Below are 18082 nucleotides of genomic sequence, written 5' to 3' on the forward strand. Positions count from 1 at the left end.
TCGTCATTGCGAGCAATGACGGGCGGCCTCAAATCAATCTCACATGCTTGATCTGTCCGATCTGAAGTCCAACCCCCAGGCTCCGCACCGTCTGCTCGCAACGCCAGCCGGCGTTGTCCTTCTCGATCGTGAACAGATTGTAGGCCGCAGCCGGGGTGCGGCCGTGCGCGAGCGCGGAGGCCGACGGCACGCCGAGGGCCGGAATATTGCCGTTGGGTCCCTCGAACCACATCGTCGAATGAATGTGGTCGTGTCCATGCAGGATCAACTCGACGCCGTGGCGTTTCAAAAGCGTCAGCAGCCCGGCGGAGTCAGTCATGCGCTTGTGGCGCGCGCCGGACTTCAGGGGATGATGCACCAGCAGCACGCGAAAGACGTCCTCGGTTGCGAGCCGCTCGAGCACCTCTTCGAGCGCCGCGAGCTGTTCGCGTCCGAGCGCGCCTGTCGCCATCAACGGCAAGGTGGGCACCGCCGTGGACAGGCTGATCAGTGCGAGCGGCCCGCGCCGGCGCAGGCTCGGAAAGCCGATACGGCCATCGTCGCCCGCAAGATAGGGCGCGAAGGTTTCGCCGAAGCGATGAAAGGTAGCGCGGACATAAGCGTCGTGATTGCCGGGAATCGTGGTGACGCGGTCGGGCGGACCGACGCCGTCGAGCCAGGCGCGCGCCGGCGCGAACTCCGCCTCCAGCGCCAGATTGACGAGATCGCCTGTGACCGCGATGTGGTCGGGACCTTGCGCCTTCACGTCGGCGACAAGGGCGTCGAGCACCTCGCGGCGCTGGTATTTGTGACGGTTGCGCGTCCAGTTGACATAGCCGAACGCGCGCTTGCCGGCGAGCTCGATCAGCCGCGGCTTCGGCAGCGGCGGCAGATGCGGGTCGGACAGATGGGCGAGCGTGAAGGGAGCCATGGGGGGCGATTGCCTCGCTATTCGTCCGCTGTAATGGCAAGGTCGCAGGCTAGGTGCAAGCGGGGCATCAAGGGAGCCCGATGGGGGAACGTCTGAACAGCGTCCGACGGAAATTCGAGCCGCTGCTGCGGCGAATCTTCCACGCCTATTTCCTGCTGGTCCGCGGGATGACGCTCGGCGTCCGCGCCGTGGTGGTGGATGCCGACACCAGGGTGTTCCTGGTCAGGCACAGCTACGTCACGGGCTGGTATCTGCCCGGCGGCGGCGTCGATCTCGGCGAGACCATGGAGCACGCGATGCGCCGCGAGCTCAAGGAGGAGGGGGATATCGATCTCACCGGCGACGCCGTGCTGCACGGCATCTTCCTCAACAGCCACGTCTCCCGCCGCGACCATGTCGCGGTCTACGTCGTCAGGCAGTTCAAGCAGGATCGCCTGCCCGCGCCCAACCGCGAGATCGCGGAGTGCGGATTCTTCGCGGTCACTGCGCTGCCCGAAGGGACCACGCCGGGCACGCGGCTGCGGATCGCCGAAGTGCTGGACGGCAGGCCGCGGATTGCGACGTGGCGATGATGGCTGCCCGTGCTAGTAGATCGCCGCGCCTGCGGTGTCGGCGCATGGACGAGGGATGAAGATTGTCTGAATCGACGACGTCATGGCCATTTCGGGTCGCCGTGCTGGTGCCCTGCTACAATGAGGAAGCCGCCGTCGCGACGGTCGTCGCCGATTTCCGCAAGGCCCTGCCTGCGGCCGAGGTCTACGTGTACGACAACAATTCGACCGACCGTACCGCGGCGGTCGCGCGCGAGGCGGGAGCGATCGTGCGCAGCGAACGGCGCCAGGGCAAAGGCCACGTCGTTCGCCGCATGTTCGCAGACATCGAAGCCGACATCTACGTGCTCGTCGATGGCGATGCGACCTACGACGCGCCGAGCGCGTCGCGCATGATCGACCAGCTCCTCGACGAGCATCTGGATATGGTTGTCGGCCTGCGTGTCGATCAATCGCAAGCGGCCTACCGGCGCGGTCATCGCATCGGCAATCGGCTGTTCACCGGTTTCCTGGCATCGACTTTCGGCCACACCTTCAAGGACATCTTGTCCGGTTACCGCGTGTTCTCCCGCCGCTTCGTCAAATCCTTTCCCGTCCTGTCCGGCGGTTTCGAGATCGAGACCGAGTTCGCGGTCTTTGCGCTGGAATTGTCGCTGCCGGTCGCCGAGGTCGGGACGCCCTATTATGCGCGCCCGGAAGGCTCCTTCTCCAAGCTCAATACTTGGCAGGATGGGTTGCGCATCTTCAACACGATGCTGAAGCTCAACCGGTTGGAGCGGCCGCTGCGCTTCTTTTCGGCGATCGGCATCGTCTTCGCGCTGCTGTCGATCGCTTTCGGATTGCCCGTGGTGATCACCTTCCTCGAAACCGGCCTGGTACCGCGCCTGCCGACCGCCGTGCTTTCCATGGGTCTGATGATCATGGCGCTGCTTTCGGCTTCGTCGGGGCTCGTGCTCGACACCGTGACGCGCGGGCGGCGGGAAATGAAGATGCTCGCCTACCTGTCCCAACCACCGCTCGGGCGGAGCTGAAATTGCCCCGGGGGCCGGGCGCAATCGTATGGACCGCTGCCCTCCAAGGTGATATCCCGCCGACGCGATGAACGATCTTTCCCTCACCATCCGGTCGGAAGCCGTCGGCGATGCTCAGGCGATCGAGCGGCTGCACGAACGCACCTTCGGACCGGGCCGCTTCGTGCTCAGCGCGTACCGCATCCGCGAGCACGTGGACCATGTGCTCGATCTATCCTTCACCGCCCGCGTCGGTACGTTGCTGGTCGGATCCGTCCGGCAATTGCCGATTTGCGTCGGCGACACGCCGGCGTTGCTGCTCGGGCCCCTGACGGTCGAGCCTCCGTTCCGCAGCCGCGGCGTCGGCCGGCTGCTGCTCGAGCGCGCGCTGAAGGATGCCAAGGCGCAGGGCCATCGCCTGGTGCTGCTGGTCGGCGACGAACCCTATTACAGCCGCGTCGGCTTCAAGCAAGTCCCCAAGGGACGCGTCACCATGCCGGGCCCGGTCGATTACAGCCGGCTCCTCGTCATCGAGTTGGTCGAGGGCGCGTTCGAAGGCGTATCGGGGCCGGTCGGTCCCGACTGGAGCAAGACGCGAACCTGACGCGCCCTCGCTTCGAAGCTCACATGAAGGTAGGGCAGTGCCGGTCGATCAGCAATATTACCGGGAAGTGGCGTCCGGGAGCACGGCGGAAAAGCTGCTGATCGCGGCGCGCGACCGCATCTACCAGGATTTCATCGCCCAGATGCAGCCGTCCTCGGCGGACGAGATCCTGGATGTCGGCGTGTCCGACGTGATCAACGACGGCGCCAACGTGCTGGAGCGAAGCTACCCGCATCAGCACAAGATCACGGCTTGCGGGCTCGGCGAAGGTATCGGGTTCAAGGCGGCTTTTCCGCTTTGCCGTTACGTGCAGATCGAACCGAATACACGGCTGCCGTTTGACGACAATGCGTTCGACGTCGCGACGTCCAATGCCGTGCTCGAGCATGCCGGCAGCCATGAAAACCAGGTGCTCCTGGTCGAGGAGCTTGGCCGCGTCGCGCGGCGGGTCTTCATCACGGTGCCCAACAGGTTCTTTCCGGTTGAGCACCACACGGCCATCCCGCTGGCGCACTATCTGGACGGCACCTTCAGGATCGCCTGCATGATCGCCGGCAAGTCGGAATGGACCGACGAGCAGAACCTGATCCTGATGACGCGAAAACGGCTGCTGGGGCTCGCCGCGCTGGTTGCCGAGTCTGCGAGTGCCAAGTCGTCCAACCCCATGTCCGCGGCTGTGGGCTACACCGGTTTGTCGCTCGGCCCGCTATCGTCCAATCTCTATCTTGCATTCCGCTGAAGCAGCGCCTCCCGCCCCAGCATGATCCCGATGAAGAAGATCCACACCAGCAAAGCCTTCTTCGTCGTGTTGTTTCTCGCGGTGCTGGTCGGCCATTTCTGGACCATGATGCGATGGAACGAGGCGCGCGGCGTCTATGACGACATCTGCTACCTGCGGCAGGCGCATCTGTTCCAGAGATTCGGGCTGGTGGAGGGATTCGACACCAGCCTCACCCGCGACGACGATGGCTATCAGAAAGCAAAGCTGAAGGAGATCGGCTACCCCGACTGGAACGATACGACCGCGGCGCCATGTCACAATCTGATGCCGGCCACGGGGAAGGTCGTCATTCAATACCCGCCGGGCGTCGGCCTCGTGTTGGCGTTGTTTCCGCCAGGGCACCAGGTCGCGCCCATGTACATGCTGGCGACCATTGTCGTCCTGGGCTTTGCGCTGTTTGCGCTTTCTCTCGCGCGCAGCATGAGGTTGGTCCTGATGGCCGGGACGTTCGGCTGTCTTGCGATCTACCTGATGGTCAATCCGGTCAAGGCGAGCTATTCGATGGCCCCGACGGTCGTCGTGTGCGCGCTCGTAGGATGTCTCACGGCGCGATGGCTGGCGGGCCCGCGATCTCAACCGAATATCTGGCTGCTGGCGCCAATCGGTTTCCTGCTCGGATTGACCGTCGACTTTCGATTGGCCAACCTTTTCCTGGCGTCGGGCTATGGTCTCTTTCTCCTCGTCGCGTTTCTTGCGAAGCGGACGATGTCCCGGTTCTTGCAGGGGCTTGTGTTCGGCGTCGCGTTGCTGGCCGGCGTGATCCCGACCATCGTCTCTTACGCCGTCAACGCCGGCAGTCCGTTCGCATCGACCTACGGCAACAATCCCGATGTCAGGCCACTGGATTTTTCGTTCGCGGTGGTCCGGGACTATCTGGCCGATCCGCTCCAGACCTTGCTGATCGTCATCGGAATCGCAGGCTCGATCTGGCTGTTGCGGCAGGCGAACGGCATTCGCCGCGTCGCGCTGCTCACGATCGCCAATCTGGCGCTCAACCTCGCCTTCTTCTTCACCTATCCGATCGCGACGCCGTACTACACGATCCCTATTTCTCTCCTGACATTGTGGACCCTGCTGTTTGCCGTGCTGTTTCAGGAGGCATCAGAGGGGGCCCCCGAAGCGGCCGCCTCAGCCACAGCACGATGAAGTCCGGCTAGCAATCGCGCTTTCAGAACTTGAAGTTCGCGAACGCCCGTACCCCGATGCCGGGCATCAACACCTCGTCCTTGGTGTAGGACACCGAGTTGCGGATGTTTTCGTTCAACAGATTGTTGCCGACGAGGCCGAGCAGCATCTCGCGCGCGCCGAATGCATTCGGGTTGAGCTTGGTCTTGTAGCTCACCTCGGCCTTCAAGAGATTGTAGCCCGGCGTCGGCGTCTCCGCGATCACCGCGACGTTGTTCTGAGCGAAGGCGTGCAACAGATTAACGCGCATCAGCCAGTTGTCGTCGCGCCAGAACACGCCGCCGCCCAGTCTCACCGGCGGAATGCGCGGCACATTGGTGCCGTCGGTGAAGGTGGCCCGGACCACGTCGAACTGGTTCTCGATGCCCCAGATGCCGCCCTGGAATGCACCGACGTCGAGCTGCGACTGGAATTCGCCGCCGCGGAAGTTCGCGTCCCGCTGCGAATAGACCGCCTGGTTCACCTCGGCGCCGGGCGTGCCGCACGAGGCAAAGTCGTCGTCGCACATCACGCCGGTGAGACGGCGATAGATGAAGTTGTTGAAATGCGTGTAGTAGACCGTCGCCTCGAAGCGGAACGGCCCCGTTGCCTTGCGCAGGCCGACCTCCACGGATTTCGCGGTCTCGATGGTGAGGTTGGGGTTGCCGATGTCGAAGGTCGCGGTCGCATCATGTGCGCCGCGCGAGAACAGCTCCGCCGCCTTCGGCGCGCGCTCGACGTATTGCGCGGTGATGCTGCCGACCAGGCCGCCCGGCAGGTCCTGCAACAGGCCGATGCTGCCGCTCTTCGGCGTGAAGGACGGATTGCGACCGATACCCGCCTGCGGCGTGCCGTCGGGCAGGAAGTCCGCGGGAAAATCCGGCGTCGTGCCGTGCAGCTCGACATGCTCGATTCGGCCGGCGATCTGCGCCCGCGTCGCTTCCGTGAACTTGAACTCGTTGAAAGCATAGCCCGCAACGCGCGTGCTGTTGTTCGGGTCCCACAGGCCGTTAAACAGCGTGCCCGGATTGTCCGGGCTCGGCGCGCTCAATTCCTGATGGCCGACCTGGAAGCCCAGCGCCGTCGTTACCTCGGCGAAGCGCGCGTTGAACGGCATCAGCTGCACCTCGGTGCGGATCTCCTGCTCCTTGTTGGTGAAGGTTTGCCGCACGCCGTCGGTGTTGGGATCGGCGGGATCGGCAAGCCCGATCTCGTTGTGTCGGTAGTCGGTCGCGCCGGCCCAGAAGCGAACGACATCGATGGCCGTAGCGTCGGGATGGTACTCGCCCTTGACGTTGATCTTGGTCTGATGGCCGTCGATGCGCGTGTTGTGGTCGGCGCCGTCGACGCCGGGGATGTGGTAGAGCGCGTCGTTCTGCGTGATCGCCGCACCGATATAGCCGCCCTGGAAGAAGTAGGAGCCGCCGATCGAGGCGCCGTCCGAGCGCGTCGCCGAGTTGGGCTGGCGTCCGTTGGCGACGGACCGGGTCTGGTCATTCAGGTACGGGTAGCTCGGGATGCTATAGTCGGTGGTGTTGCGGCCGTAGACGTCGGCATGGAAGGCAAAATTGCCGCCGCCGGTGTCGAGCAGCACGCCGCTTTCGACGCCGCGGTCGACCGAACTGAACGCGCTGCGCGTCTCGGCGCTGACGCAAGGCGAAGTCGCGGCCGCTGCGAGCGGCGCCTTGACCGGCAGGCCGAAGCTCTGGAACGGCTGGGCACCGCAGTTCGGCAGCGCATCCGGAATCCGGTTGTTGGTGGCGCTGACGACGCCGCCGATCGAGGTCGAGCCATAGCGCAGCGCAGCCGGCCCGCGTACCACCTCGACCTGGTTGGTCGCGAGCGGATCGATTGGAACGAAGTGATCCTCGCCGAGATCGGAGGCGCCGCCGGCATTGGTGCCGTTCTCGACGATGCCGACGCGGTTGACGTCAAGTCCCCGGATGATCGGCCGGCTGGAGGCGCCGGGCGCGAAGCTCGATCCGGTGATGCCGGGTTTCGAGAACAGGAGGTCGCCGAGCTGGCCGCCGCCCTCGCGGCGGATCTCTTCGTTCGGCACCACCGTGACCGTCGCGAACTGGTTGGTCACGATGGGCAGCACGCCCTGCTGAGGTGCGGCCGGCGTGGAGGTTGCCGGCGTGGCGTCCGCAGCGCGTTGGTGGCTGCGTGCCCGCGCGGTTCGGGTGGGACGACCGGGGTTGCGGGTCGGCACCACCGCCCTGCGCACGATGGGGCTCGGAGCCGTCACGGTGACGGCGGGGATCTCGGTCGATGACTTATCCTCGGCCAGCGCCGAGGTGGCGGCGCCGAGCAGGAGCAGGCTTGCTCCGCCAAGGCGCTGCGCGCGCCGCAATTTGAATGACATGGTCCTGATTCCAGTCAGGCGCCGTCCGCATGTTCGTCTGCTGATCGGAGGCGGCCTGCCGTCGCTGCGCGACGGAATTCGACTTCAGCTGCTCCCGGGAATGCGCCTGAAAGCGGCGAGCCCGGGCGTGATCAAGCGTTGTGGAAGTCAGGACGCGGGAGGGGCGCGGGGCTGGAATGCCGTACCGGCCGATTTCAGGTGGACGAATTCGGCGTCGGTGGTGCGGTAGAGCAGGTCGATCGCCTGCGGCAGCAGCAACACAGGCGGCGCCGCGAACAAGACGGTGCCCGCCATCGCGACCAATGCGCAGATCGCGCAATTGTCCTCGCCCGGTTGCTCCCTGTCGGGAGCCAATGGCGATTGCCTCTCGACCGCGGAACGGTCGATCGAAGCGGGAGCTTGGGCGCCGTCGGTCTGCTGCAGCGAGGACTGGGCGAGGGGAGCCGCCTGGGCGAACCAATGGCTGTGGCCGAACGTCAGCGCGAACTGCACCAGCATCGCGAAGATCGCGAGCCGGGCGCCGTGCCTGATATTCGACCGGAACCACTTCATCTGGAAACGCCACCCCACATCGCGAGGTATCATCCCCTGATCCCGCGATGTTATAATGTAACATCGCGCAATCCGTCAGCGGATGTCAACCGCTGTCGAGCCGACCCGAGCGGGCCGGCTCCTTGCCGTGTCGTGCAGGCAACTGAAAGCCTAGGCTGAGGACCTGTCAAACGGCTTACGCGGACGGCGATTGGACTCAGTGTCAGCGCGAGCAGGTGGCATCAGAGCTTTTTGCTCCGGAGCCAGGTGCGGATGGCCTCGATGTGTTCTGCCTTGCGCTCCAGCGGCAGCCAATGCCCTGCGGGCATGCTCGTTACGGTCAGGTCCGGGCAGGTGGCGCGCATCGGGTCACCTTGGCGATTTCCGGTGATGCTGCAGATCTGATCAAAGTCGCCGTTAACGAACAGCACCGGCTGCGACAGGCGGCCGCCATTGAGTGCCTTGCGCGCATAGGCGATGTTGGCGTCGTCGTTCATGTACCACGCGCAGGATGGGCGGAAGCCATGAGCCTTGAACGTCTGCACCAGCACGTCGAAGTCCGCCGGCGGCCAGAGAGCCGAATCGGGCTCAGTCGGCGGAGCGCGGTGCGCGGCGCCAAAGCGCCCTCCATTGCGCGTGACCATCGCATTCGGCGAAACCTTGCCGATGCCGGCGGGGTCGCCTGGCCGAAAGATCGACGCCAGCGATGCTGCCAAGTCTGCATCGAGGTCGGCGACTGCCGCCTCGAAGTGCGTGTTGTAGTAACGGTAGTAATCCCATTGGCCATCCGGATATTGGTCGACCGGATAAATCGTCCGGTCGACCAGCGGGACGACTGTGCGCAGGGCGTGCCCGTCGGGTTGATATGCCAGCGAGGTCAGCACGACTCCGCGGCTGCGCTTTGGCTGATGCGCGACCAACTCACCGACCACAACACAGCCCCAGTCGTGGCCAACCCAGATCGCAGGCTTGCCGCCCAGGTGATCATGGAGTTCGGCCATGTCCGTCACGATTTCCTCGATGGTATAGGCGTCGTTGGCTGCAGGCGTGGAAGAGCCGCCGTAGCCGCGCAGATCGGGAGCGACGCAGTGCCAACCGTCGGCGGCAAACGCTTCCATCTGCGCGCGCCACATCAAACTGATGCTCGGCCAGCCATGGACGAAAATCATCAACGGTCTGTCGACCGGCCCGCACTCGATATAGCGCGTTGTCTGACGAGGCGAGCTGAACGTGCGCTGGTGAAGTGGGTCTGTCATGGTCGAGTAACTCCGCTTCTCATCGAACGCTCGCACTGTTTAAGTGCTGCGAAGGGCTGCGTTCAGAACTGCTCTTGTCCGCTGCGGGCGATGCCTGGACAGGGACACGCCTGCCCAGGGTCGAGGAAGAACCGCCTCCAGATTTCACAACGTGCTACATGCGACCGAGTTCGGGGTCGAAGGCGTTATGGAGCTTCCGGCGAAGAAGTGACGATGGGATTTATCCGACTAACGGGAAGCGAAGGGACGCGCGTAAGCCGCCTAGCGCCCCTCGCGCATCCACGTCGCAGCAAACGCGCCGAGCAGCAGCAACAGCCCGATCAGGCCGGCGAAGATCGGCAGCACGCCGACGCCCTTCACCACGCTGGCGTCGCGCATCCGCACGCCCATCCAGCCGTCGCCATGGAAGACGCTCGCCGAGCGGACCGGCAGAATGCGCGGCAGCTCGACGCTGGCGCCGTCGACCACGCGCACGGCGTCACCGCCGGTCGCCTGGGTCAGCGGCTTCAACGTTTCGGTGGTGGAGGTGACTTCCGAAAACTCCTTCGGATTGGTCGGGCCGACATTGATCAGCGCCTTCAGCGTGCCGTCGGTGGCCTGCCACAGCCCGAGCTCGCTCGCCGGCAGGCTGGCGCGCCATTCGCCGGGATCTCCGGCTGCAAGCGTCAGGTCGCGCGACACGCCCGACGGCGAGGTCACACTCACCGGCTGGACGCTGTCCGCCATGGTCTGGCGCACCACCACGAGATTCTTGCCCTGCACCTGCAGGCGCAACGCTTCCTCGTCCAGATCAGGCTGCTTCATCAGCCAGTGCGACATCCGCCGCAACAGGTCGAGATGCGGACCGCCGCCTTCATAGCCGCGCGCCCACAGCCAGATGTGGTCGGAGAGCAGCAGCGCGACGCGGCCCTCGCCGAAACGCGACAGGAACAGCAGCGGCTTGCCGTCGACGCCCGTCATGACGGGCGGGTTGACCGCATTGCGGGTATCGACGGTGCGGAAGAACCTGCTCCAGCGCGGCGGCTCGGAGGCGGAGCCCTCGAGGCCACGCGTGACGGGATGGCGTTTGCCGACGTCGGACAGATGCGCGTAGAACGGCTTTTCCGTCACCCCGACCGGTTCGGCGGGCAGCACCGAATCCAGCGGCGTGCGCCAGATGCTGGTGTTGGAGGCGTAGTCGGGGCCGGCCGAGACCAGCACCGCGCCGCCGGAACGCACGTAGCGTGCGATGTTGTCGAAATAAGCGATCGGCAGCACGCCCTGGCGGGCATAGCGGTCGAAGATGATCAGCTGGAATTCGTTGATCTTCTGCTGGAACAGCTCCCGGGTCGGAAACGCGATCAGCGACAATTCGTTGATCGGCGTACCGTCCTGCTTCTCCGGCGGCCGTAGAATGGTGAAGTGGACGAGATCGACGCTGGCATCGGATTTGAGCAGATTGCGCCAGGTGCGCTCGCCGGAATGCGGCTCGCCCGAGACCAGCAGCACGCGCAGCTTGTCGCGCACACCGTCGATGGCGACGACGGCGCGGTTGTTCACCGGCGTCAATTCCCGCTCGAGCGGCGAGGCCTCGATCTCGACGATGTTCGGCCCGGAATGCTTGATGTCGACGTCGACGCTTGCGCTCTGGCCGCTCGAAAGCGTGCGCTCGTTGATGACCTCGCCGTCTCTGCGGACCGTAACCTTGGCGCGCTCGCCGCTGACGCCCTGGTCGTCGAGGCGGTAGGTGATGGTCTGGGGCTGCCCGACGATACCGAAGCGCGGCGCGGCGATGACCGCAATACGGCGGTCGCGCTCGTCCTTCTGCCCCGTGATCAGCGCATGCACCGGCGCCTGGAAGCCGAGCCCGGCGGCGTTGGCCGGAATGTCGTGGACGCGGCCGTCGGTGATCAGGAACGCACCGGCGACGCGGTCGACCGGCACGTCCGACAAGGCCGAGGCCAGCGCCCCGAACAGCTTGGTGCCGTCGGTCTCGCCGTCAGCCTGTCCGGCATCGACGACGCGGACCTCGAGCCCCTTGATCTTCTTCAGGCTGTCGACCAGCGCTTCCTGCGCCGTTGCGGCCTCGCGATTGCGATTGCCGAAATTCTGGCTCGGGCTCTTGTCGACGACGATTGCGGCGACCGAGGTGAGGGGATCGCGGTCCTCGCGGGTAAAGGAGGGATTGGCGAGCGCCAGCAGGAACAGCGCCAGCGCGGCCACGCGCACGGCAGCGCCGCGCGCCCGCGCCAGCAGCAGCACGAGCGCGATGACGGCGATCGCGGCCAGCGCGAGCCACAGGACGATCGTGGGAACAAGCGGCGTGAATGCGATGCCGTAATTCATATCGATCCTACTGCCCCAGCCGTTCGATCAGGGCCGGTGCGTGCACCTGGTCGGCCTTGTAGTTGCCGGTCAGCGTGTACATCACGATGTTGGCGCCGGCGCGGTAGGCGAATTCGCGCTGGCGGGGGTCGGCGCCGATCACCGGCAGCATGGACTGGCCGTCGGGCCGCACGGCCCAGGCGCCGGCCAGGTCGTTCGAGGTGATGATGATCGGCGAGACGCCGTCGCCGCCGCGTGCCGGCCGCTGCGCGCTGTCCTCGTCGTCTTCGCGCGGCAAGGTCTCGACCCAGGTCTGGCCGGTGCTGAAGCGGCCGGGGAAGTCGCGCAACAGATAGAAGGTCTTGGTCAGCACGTGCTCCCGCGGCACCGGCTCCAGCTCGGGCACGTCGAGCGAGGACAGGATCTCGCGGAGCGTCTGCATGGCCGGGGTCTGCGCGGCGCCGTTCGCGCCGGGTGGCGCTTCGACCGCGTCGCGGGTGTCGAACAGCACGGTGCCGCCCTGCTTCATATAGGCGTCGATCTTGTTGATGGCGTCCCGCGACGGCTTGGGCGCGCCCGGCACGATCGGCCAGTAGATCAGCGGGAAGAAAGCGAGTTCGTCGCGCGCCGGGTCGATGCCGACGGGATCGCCGGCCTCGAGCGCGGTGCGCTGCGCCAGGAACAGCGTCAGTCCGGATAGCCCGGCCCTGACGATGGAATCGACGTCGGCATTGCCGGTCACGACATAGGCGAGGCGGGTCTGCGACACCGCCTTCATCGCGAACTCGTCGGGCGCGCTGTCCGCATGCGACGGCGTCGGCACGAACGAGGCGAGACCTGCGAGCACCAGCCCAAAGACGATCATCGCGGGCGCGGCGCGGCGGCGCACCAGCGCGGCAAGGCCGCCGCCGAGTACCGCGACGATGATGGCGTCGATCAGGAACAGCGCGAGCGCCGTCGATAGCAGCCAACCGCGCAAGTCCTGCGGCTCGGCGTTGGTGTAGGTGGCATGCCGGGCGCGCAGGCTCGCGGTGTTCAGGGCTGCGATACGGTCGGCGCTGGCAAGCGTGTTCACGGCGAGCGGTCCTTCTGCCGGACCATAGAAGCCCGGCGGATGATCGGGTGTGGCGCGGTCGCGATAATCCGCGGGCAGCGGCTTTGCGGCGGCCGGCGGCGGGCCGAAGGCGCCAAAGCCATCGAGGATGTGCAACGGCGCCACCGTTTCGGCGCTCGCCTCAGTGGCAACGCCTGGGCCCGGCTTGGCGGTATAGCCGGACATGTCGACGACACGTCGCAGGATTTCGACAAAGGTCCCCGACATCGGCAGATCCGACCAGCGCATGTCGGCGCTGACGTGGAACAGGCTGACGACGCCCTTGCCGCGATGCTCGCCTGTTACCAGCGGCGTGCCGTCTTCCAGCGACGCCCAGCTTTTGGTGGCGAGCACGGCGTCGGGCTCGGCCAGCACCTGGCGGCTTATGGTGACGTCCTTGGGGACCACGACGCCGGCAAACGGACCATCGGCGGCAAAGGAGGCAAGATGTTGCGGCTTTTCCCAGGTCAGGCTGCCGCCGAGCGTCCGGCCGCCCTTGCGCAGCTTGACCGGGACGAGATCGTCCTCGGCCTGCGCCAGCCGCGGACCGGCGAACCGCACCAGCACGCCGCCCTGGTCGATCCAGGCATTGAGACGCTCGCGGATTTCAGGGGCGATGGTGCCGACATCGGCAAGGATGATCATCGGCAGCTTCTGATCGAGGAACTGCGTGATGCCCTGCTGCGGCGAGCCCTTGTCGGCAAGCCGCACGTCGGCGAACGGCGCCAGCGCACGGGTGAGATAGAAGGTCGGCGCCAGCAGCGGCTGCGCGGTCTCGCTGGTCGAGCCCGAGACGATGCCGATGGCGCGGCGGCGCCAGCGCTTGTCGAGCAGCTGCACTGCGCCGGCGGAGCGCTCACCGGCAATTTCCAGCCGCGTGATGTCGTTGCGCAGCTCGACCGGCAGATCGAACGACGCTTCGGTTTCCTTGTCCTGCGGGCCGAACGAATAACGCGCCTCGCCGATCGGCGAGGCCTTCTGGTCCAGCGCGCGCACGGTGCCGATGGCGATGCCGCCGTCGGTGCGCAGCACCTTCACCGTCATCCTGGCTGCGGCGTTCTCGGCCGCGACCAGGGCTAGGGCTGAGGAGGTGCCGCCTTCGAACACGGTCAGGCTGCGATCGCCGATGGTCTTGCCGAGGCCCGCCACGAATTCCTCGCCGCGACCGGTATCGACGCTGTCGGAGAGCCAGACGATCTCGCAGTCGCCGGTCGCCTTCAGGAAGCGATCGATTGCGGTCAGGGTCTCGACGCGCTCGATCGAATACGGCTTTGGCGTCAGCTGCCGCAGCGCGACGCGCGCGGCGCCCGCCGGCATCAGGGTGATATCGCGGTTCGGCTCGGACAGCGGCACCAGCGCGATCGCACGGCGGTCGTTCTCGGCACTGGCGATCAATTCGTCGGCGGCCCTGATCCGGATGTCCCAGTTCGAGGCCGCGCTCCAGCCGTCGTCGAACATGATCATCAGCGGCGCCTTGCTGGCGGCCGCGCCTGTTTGCGGATTCCAGATCGGACCGGCGGCGGCGAAAATGACCAGTGCCGCAGCCAGCAGCCGCAATGCGGTCAACCACCACGGCGTTCGCGACGGGGTCTCTTCGCGCGGTGCGATGTCGAACAGCAGGCGCGTCGGCGGAAACTCGATCCGGCGCGGCCGCGGCGGCATCACGCGCAACAGCCACCACAGCACCGGCAGGCTGACGAGGCCGATCAGGAGCAGCGGTTCGGTGAAGGCGAGCGGCAGTCCCATCATGCTGCCGGCCCCGCCTTGATCGTTGTGGTGCGCGCGCCCGATTTGCTCACCTGCATGCCGGCATGCAGGAACAGCAAGAGCTCGGCGGCCGAGCGGTCGGTCGCATGCGTCGTGAACAGCCAGTCGAGCTTGTTGGTCTCGGCGCGGATCTGATCGCGGTGCAGCGCGAGCCGGGCGGTGTAATCCTGCGCCCAGCTCTCGGCGCGGCCGGCGGTGATCACGCCGAACCCCTCGGGCTCGACGAACTCGACGCGGCCGGAATAGGGGAATGATTCCTCGGCGGGATCGACGACCTGCACCAGCGTGCCATGCGCGCCGGAGCCGGACAGGCCGGCGAGCGTGGTCCTGATCTCGGAGAGCGGCGACCAGAAGTCCGACAGCACGATCGTCTCGGCCAGCGCCGCGGGCACAAAGGAGGGCGGCAGGCTCAAGCGGTCGGCATCGTCATGCAGCATCGCCTGCGCCATCTTGTCGATGACGCTGCGGCTGGCGGTCGGTGCCATCAAACCGGGGATGCCGACGCGCTCGCCGCCGGAGACCAGCAGCTCGGCCAGCGCGAAGGCGACGATCAGCGTCCGCTCGAGCTTGGATTCACGCGCCTGCTTTGACGCGAACGCCATCGAGGGCGAACGATCGGGCCAGATCCAGACCGTATGCGAGGCTTCCCATTCGAGCTCGCGGACATAGAGGAGATCGTCGCGCGCCGAGCGCCGCCAGTCGACATTCTGCGACGGTTCGCCGGAGACGAAACGGCGGTATTGCCAGAAATTTTCGCCGGAGCCGGCGCGGCGGCGGCCGTGCAGGCCGTGGATGACGTTGGCGGCGATACGGCGGGCCTCGAGCACCAGGCGCGGCAGCGAAGCGGCGAGCGTGCGGCTTTCGCCATCGGCACGTCGGATCGCGATGACCTCCTTTGCTGTGTGCCCGTTCTCCGCCGCCATCAACCGATCCGTGTCTTCAATTGCCGGATCACGTCCGGAATCGTGCGGCCTTCGGCGCGCGCCTGGAACGTCAGCGCCATGCGGTGCTTCAGCACGGGCTCGGCGAGGTCGAGCACGTCGTCGATTGAGGGCGCGAGGCGGCCGTCGATCAGCGCGCGAGCGCGCACCGCGAGCATCAGCGATTGGCTGGCGCGCGGGCCCGGTCCCCAGGCGATGAACTTGCTGGTGTCGCCGCCGTCCGGACCCGGACGGGCCGAGCGCACCAGCGACAGGATCGCCTCGACCACGGAATCGCCGACCGGCAGGCGCCGGATCAGTCGCTGCGCGGTGATGAGTGCATCAGGTGTCATCGAGCCCTTCGCCAGCGTCTCGTCGGCGCCGGTGGTCTCGAACAGGATGCGGCGCTCGGCGTCGCGGTCGGGATAGTCGACGTCGATCTCCATCAGGAAACGGTCGAGCTGGGCTTCAGGCAGCGGATAGGTGCCTTCCTGCTCCAGCGGGTTTTGCGTGGCGAGCACGTGGAACGGCTTCGGCAGATCGTGACGCGCGCCGGCAACGGTGATGTGCTGCTCCTGCATCGCCTGCAGCAGCGCCGACTGCGTGCGCGGGCTGGCGCGGTTGATCTCGTCGGCCATCAGCAGTTGCGCGAACACGGGGCCGGAGATGAAGCGGAAGGCACGCTTGCCGGAGGTGCTCTCGTCCAGCACTTCGGCGCCGAGAATGTCCGACGGCATCAGATCGGGCGTGAACTGGATGCGCTTGGCATCGAGGCCGAGGGTGATGCCGAGCGTCTCGACCAGCTTGGTCTTGGCCAGACCGGGGACACCGATCAACAGCGCATGGCCGCCGGAGAGGATGGTGACCAGCGTGTTCTCGATCACGCGATCCTGGCCGAAGATGACGGACGCGATCGCATCCTTTGCCGCGCGAATCTGGCTCGACACCTGCTCGGCCGAACGGACTATCCCGTCTTCGAGCTTCTCGACACTCTCCGCCATCCGTTAGCTCCTTCAGCCTGCCATGCAGCTCGCTTGCGTCGTCATGTCATCACGTCCTCAACTCAAGACGTGGGCCCTATGCTAGACTTGCAGGAAGGCCATGTATTCGTTGAATTAACCTATCCCCACCTTATCGGCTTAGGGATATGTAGGGCATCACGAAGTGGCGACCTCCACACCGGACGAATGCGGGGTGGAACCGAGTACCCGGATACAACGTAAACCTGCACCAATCGTGCCAAATGACCGATCGTGCCAAATGACAAAGTCAGGGCAAACCATGGCGAACCAAGGGCAGAGCGCCGATCGCGGTCTTGAGGGGCTGACTGCCGCTGCCAAAACTGCTGCCGATGCCGAAGGCGCCAAAAAGGGCCTGCCTCCGGTGCATTTGTGGAATCCGCCGTTTTGCGGCGATCTCGACATTCGAATCGCGTCAGATGGTACTTGGTTCTATTTGGGGACGCCAATCGGCCGTCATGCCTTGGTTCGCCTGTTCTCGACCATCCTCAAGCGCGAAGGCGACAAGCATTTCCTCGTCACGCCGGTGGAGAAGGTCGGCATTCGCGTCGACGACGCGCCGTTCATGGCGGTCGAGATGCAGAAGGACGGCGATGCCAACCATCGCGTGCTCCGCTTCCGCACCAATGTCGACGACTGGGTCACCTGCGATGCGGCGCACCGGCTGCGCTTCGAGCAGGCCAAGGACGGCGGGCTGACGCCCTATCTGCATATCCGCGCCGAGCTCTGGGCCAAGGTCACCCGCGCGCTCTATTACGATCTGGTTGACATGGGTGAGGAGCGGATGGTCGATGGCCAGCCGATGTTCGGTGTCGAGTCGGCCGGCGAGTTCTTCGCCATGGCCGATGCGGAGCAGGTGAGGGCCGCGCTTTGAACAAGCCTATCTCCAGGAACGATCCCGCCGTGATCGGTGCGGCGGATTTCTTCGCCCGCTCCGCCGCGCGGCTCGGCTTCGACGTTCCGCCCGGCCTCTACGATCCCAACATCATTCCGGCCTCGGGCGATCCCGGCACCGACAAGATGCTCGAGATCATCGCGCGCGAGCAGCCGGTGCGGCCGGCGGCGGTCTTGATCGCGGTGGTCGATCATCCCGAGCCGACCATTCTGCTGACGCAGCGTTCGGCGCATCTGAACGACCATGCCGGCCAGATCGCATTCCCCGGCGGCAAGATCGACGCAACCGACCGCTCGCCGCTCGATGCGGCGCTGCGCGAGGCCGAGGAGGAGGTCGGGCTGTCGCGCGACTTCGTCGAGCCGATCGGCTATCTCGATCTCTACGGCACCGGCTTCGGCTTCCGCATCCTGCCGACGGTGGCCAGGGTGCGCCCGGGCTTTGAGCTGACGATCAACCATTCCGAGGTTGATGATGCGTTCGAAGTGCCGCTATCCTTCCTGATGAACCCGGCCAACCACCAGGTGCACAGCAAGGAATTCCGCGGCATGGAGCGGTCCTACTACGCGATGCCGTTTGCCGAACGCTACATCTGGGGCGCGACGGCCGGCATGCTCCGTGTGCTCTATGAGCGGATCTATTCGTCATGATTCGGCCGATCCTGACCGAGATCGGAATCTTCCTCGTTCCCTTTGCCGTCTATGCGCTGTTCCTGGCCGCCACGCGTTCCGGCCTGTTCGTGCAATCGTCCTGGCCGATCACCATCGTCGCGCGTCTCATGCTGGCGGCGCTCGTGCTGGTGATCGCCGGGCTGATCGGCTTTGCGCATTTCTCCGGCGCCGCACCGGATTCGACCTATGTCCCCGCCCATGTCGAGAACGGCAAGCTCGTGCCGGGCGTGGAAAGATAGGGCCG

At 65.8% G+C, this 18082-nt stretch carries 16 protein-coding genes; 8 read left to right on the plus strand and 8 right to left on the minus strand.

The features are described 5' to 3' along the window. Positions 1-28: 28 nt before the first annotated feature. Positions 29-910: a metallophosphoesterase family protein gene (locus tag IVB19_RS08965; RefSeq protein WP_018454966.1), complete on the minus strand. Its 882-nt coding sequence runs from the start codon at positions 908-910 to the stop codon at positions 29-31. A gap of 80 nt (positions 911-990) precedes the next feature. On the opposite strand from IVB19_RS08965, the gene IVB19_RS08970 reads away from it, so the two are divergent. From IVB19_RS08970 to IVB19_RS08990, 5 genes are all read left to right on the plus strand, one after another. Next, complete coding sequence (locus IVB19_RS08970; RefSeq protein WP_018454965.1) at positions 991-1482, plus strand: NUDIX domain-containing protein; 492 nt, start codon at positions 991-993, stop codon at positions 1480-1482. A gap of 62 nt (positions 1483-1544) precedes the next feature. Continuing rightward, complete coding sequence (locus IVB19_RS08975) at positions 1545-2492, plus strand: glycosyltransferase family 2 protein (RefSeq protein ID WP_247821333.1); 948 nt, start codon at positions 1545-1547, stop codon at positions 2490-2492. A gap of 67 nt (positions 2493-2559) precedes the next feature. Continuing rightward, a complete protein-coding gene (locus IVB19_RS08980; RefSeq protein ID WP_018454963.1) occupies positions 2560-3075 on the plus strand; it encodes a GNAT family N-acetyltransferase in 516 nt (171 codons plus the stop codon). Between the two features lie 37 nt (positions 3076-3112). Beyond that, entirely contained in the window at positions 3113-3814 is a 702-nt protein-coding gene (locus IVB19_RS08985; RefSeq protein WP_018454962.1) for a methyltransferase domain-containing protein, read from the plus strand. 30 nt (positions 3815-3844) lie between these two features. Next, positions 3845-5002, plus strand: coding sequence for a hypothetical protein (locus tag IVB19_RS08990; protein ID WP_240543335.1), 1158 nt, complete (start codon positions 3845-3847; stop codon positions 5000-5002). A 22-nt stretch (positions 5003-5024) separates the two neighbouring features. Here the strand turns inward: IVB19_RS08990 and IVB19_RS08995 are convergent, their stop codons facing one another. From IVB19_RS08995 to IVB19_RS09025, 7 genes are all read right to left on the minus strand, one after another. Beyond that, positions 5025-7385, minus strand: coding sequence for a TonB-dependent receptor (locus IVB19_RS08995; protein ID WP_018454960.1), 2361 nt, complete (start codon positions 7383-7385; stop codon positions 5025-5027). Between the two features lie 147 nt (positions 7386-7532). Continuing rightward, positions 7533-7937 (minus strand): DUF2946 family protein, encoded by a 405-nt coding sequence (locus IVB19_RS09000; RefSeq protein WP_018454959.1) that lies wholly within the window; start codon positions 7935-7937, stop codon positions 7533-7535. A 221-nt stretch (positions 7938-8158) separates the two neighbouring features. After that, positions 8159-9172 (minus strand): alpha/beta fold hydrolase, encoded by a 1014-nt coding sequence (locus tag IVB19_RS09005; RefSeq protein ID WP_026232849.1) that lies wholly within the window; start codon positions 9170-9172, stop codon positions 8159-8161. 261 nt (positions 9173-9433) lie between these two features. Continuing rightward, entirely contained in the window at positions 9434-11497 is a 2064-nt protein-coding gene (locus IVB19_RS09010) for a membrane protein (protein ID WP_018454957.1), read from the minus strand. Positions 11498-11504: 7 nt separating this feature from the next. After that, the gene (locus IVB19_RS09015) at positions 11505-14318 is read right to left on the minus strand and encodes a DUF4159 domain-containing protein (protein WP_026232848.1); all 2814 of its coding nucleotides are present in this window, start codon (positions 14316-14318) and stop codon (positions 11505-11507) included. Next, complete coding sequence (locus IVB19_RS09020) at positions 14315-15259, minus strand: DUF58 domain-containing protein (protein WP_018454955.1); 945 nt, start codon at positions 15257-15259, stop codon at positions 14315-14317. Before IVB19_RS09020 ends, IVB19_RS09015 begins: the two co-directional genes overlap by 4 nt. After that, the gene (locus IVB19_RS09025) at positions 15259-16257 is read right to left on the minus strand and encodes an AAA family ATPase (RefSeq protein WP_018454954.1); all 999 of its coding nucleotides are present in this window, start codon (positions 16255-16257) and stop codon (positions 15259-15261) included. The genes IVB19_RS09020 and IVB19_RS09025 overlap by 1 nt, the downstream gene beginning before the upstream one ends. A 280-nt stretch (positions 16258-16537) precedes the next feature. Between IVB19_RS09025 and IVB19_RS09030 the strand changes: the two genes are divergently transcribed. The 3 genes from IVB19_RS09030 to IVB19_RS09040 are packed head-to-tail and all read left to right on the plus strand — an operon-like array spanning position 16538 to position 18077. Continuing rightward, positions 16538-17149: a DUF1285 domain-containing protein gene (locus tag IVB19_RS09030; RefSeq protein WP_018454953.1), complete on the plus strand. Its 612-nt coding sequence runs from the start codon at positions 16538-16540 to the stop codon at positions 17147-17149. After that, positions 17146-17817, plus strand: coding sequence for a CoA pyrophosphatase (locus IVB19_RS09035; RefSeq protein ID WP_027568565.1), 672 nt, complete (start codon positions 17146-17148; stop codon positions 17815-17817). Before IVB19_RS09030 ends, IVB19_RS09035 begins: the two co-directional genes overlap by 4 nt. Continuing rightward, positions 17814-18077 carry a DUF6111 family protein gene (locus IVB19_RS09040; protein WP_018454951.1) on the plus strand — a complete coding sequence of 88 codons (264 nt, stop codon included), beginning with the start codon at positions 17814-17816 and terminating at the stop codon, positions 18075-18077. The genes IVB19_RS09035 and IVB19_RS09040 overlap by 4 nt, the downstream gene beginning before the upstream one ends. Positions 18078-18082: the final 5 nt, after the last annotated feature.

Origin of the sequence: Bradyrhizobium sp. 187 (assembly GCF_023101005.1) — a bacterium.
In the GTDB taxonomy this organism is placed as follows: domain Bacteria; phylum Pseudomonadota; class Alphaproteobacteria; order Rhizobiales; family Xanthobacteraceae; genus Bradyrhizobium; species Bradyrhizobium canariense_D.

What these genes read in the sequence shown, in the direction of transcription:
- IVB19_RS09010 (WP_018454957.1), bottom strand. Translation starts at nt 11,497, where the DNA reads ATGAATTACGGCATCGCATTCACGCCGCTTGTTCCCACGATCGTCCTG.
- IVB19_RS08990 (WP_240543335.1), top strand. Translation starts at nt 3,845, where the DNA reads ATGAAGAAGATCCACACCAGCAAAGCCTTCTTCGTCGTGTTGTTTCTC.
- IVB19_RS09025 (WP_018454954.1), bottom strand. Translation starts at nt 16,257, where the DNA reads ATGGCGGAGAGTGTCGAGAAGCTCGAAGACGGGATAGTCCGTTCGGCC.
- IVB19_RS09005 (WP_026232849.1), bottom strand. Translation starts at nt 9,172, where the DNA reads ATGACAGACCCACTTCACCAGCGCACGTTCAGCTCGCCTCGTCAGACA.
- IVB19_RS09030 (WP_018454953.1), top strand. Translation starts at nt 16,538, where the DNA reads ATGGCGAACCAAGGGCAGAGCGCCGATCGCGGTCTTGAGGGGCTGACT.
- IVB19_RS08995 (WP_018454960.1), bottom strand. Translation starts at nt 7,385, where the DNA reads ATGTCATTCAAATTGCGGCGCGCGCAGCGCCTTGGCGGAGCAAGCCTG.
- IVB19_RS08980 (WP_018454963.1), top strand. Translation starts at nt 2,560, where the DNA reads ATGAACGATCTTTCCCTCACCATCCGGTCGGAAGCCGTCGGCGATGCT.
- IVB19_RS09000 (WP_018454959.1), bottom strand. Translation starts at nt 7,937, where the DNA reads ATGAAGTGGTTCCGGTCGAATATCAGGCACGGCGCCCGGCTCGCGATC.
- IVB19_RS09040 (WP_018454951.1), top strand. Translation starts at nt 17,814, where the DNA reads ATGATTCGGCCGATCCTGACCGAGATCGGAATCTTCCTCGTTCCCTTT.
- IVB19_RS09020 (WP_018454955.1), bottom strand. Translation starts at nt 15,259, where the DNA reads ATGGCGGCGGAGAACGGGCACACAGCAAAGGAGGTCATCGCGATCCGA.
- IVB19_RS08965 (WP_018454966.1), bottom strand. Translation starts at nt 910, where the DNA reads ATGGCTCCCTTCACGCTCGCCCATCTGTCCGACCCGCATCTGCCGCCG.
- IVB19_RS08970 (WP_018454965.1), top strand. Translation starts at nt 991, where the DNA reads ATGGGGGAACGTCTGAACAGCGTCCGACGGAAATTCGAGCCGCTGCTG.
- IVB19_RS09015 (WP_026232848.1), bottom strand. Translation starts at nt 14,318, where the DNA reads ATGATGGGACTGCCGCTCGCCTTCACCGAACCGCTGCTCCTGATCGGC.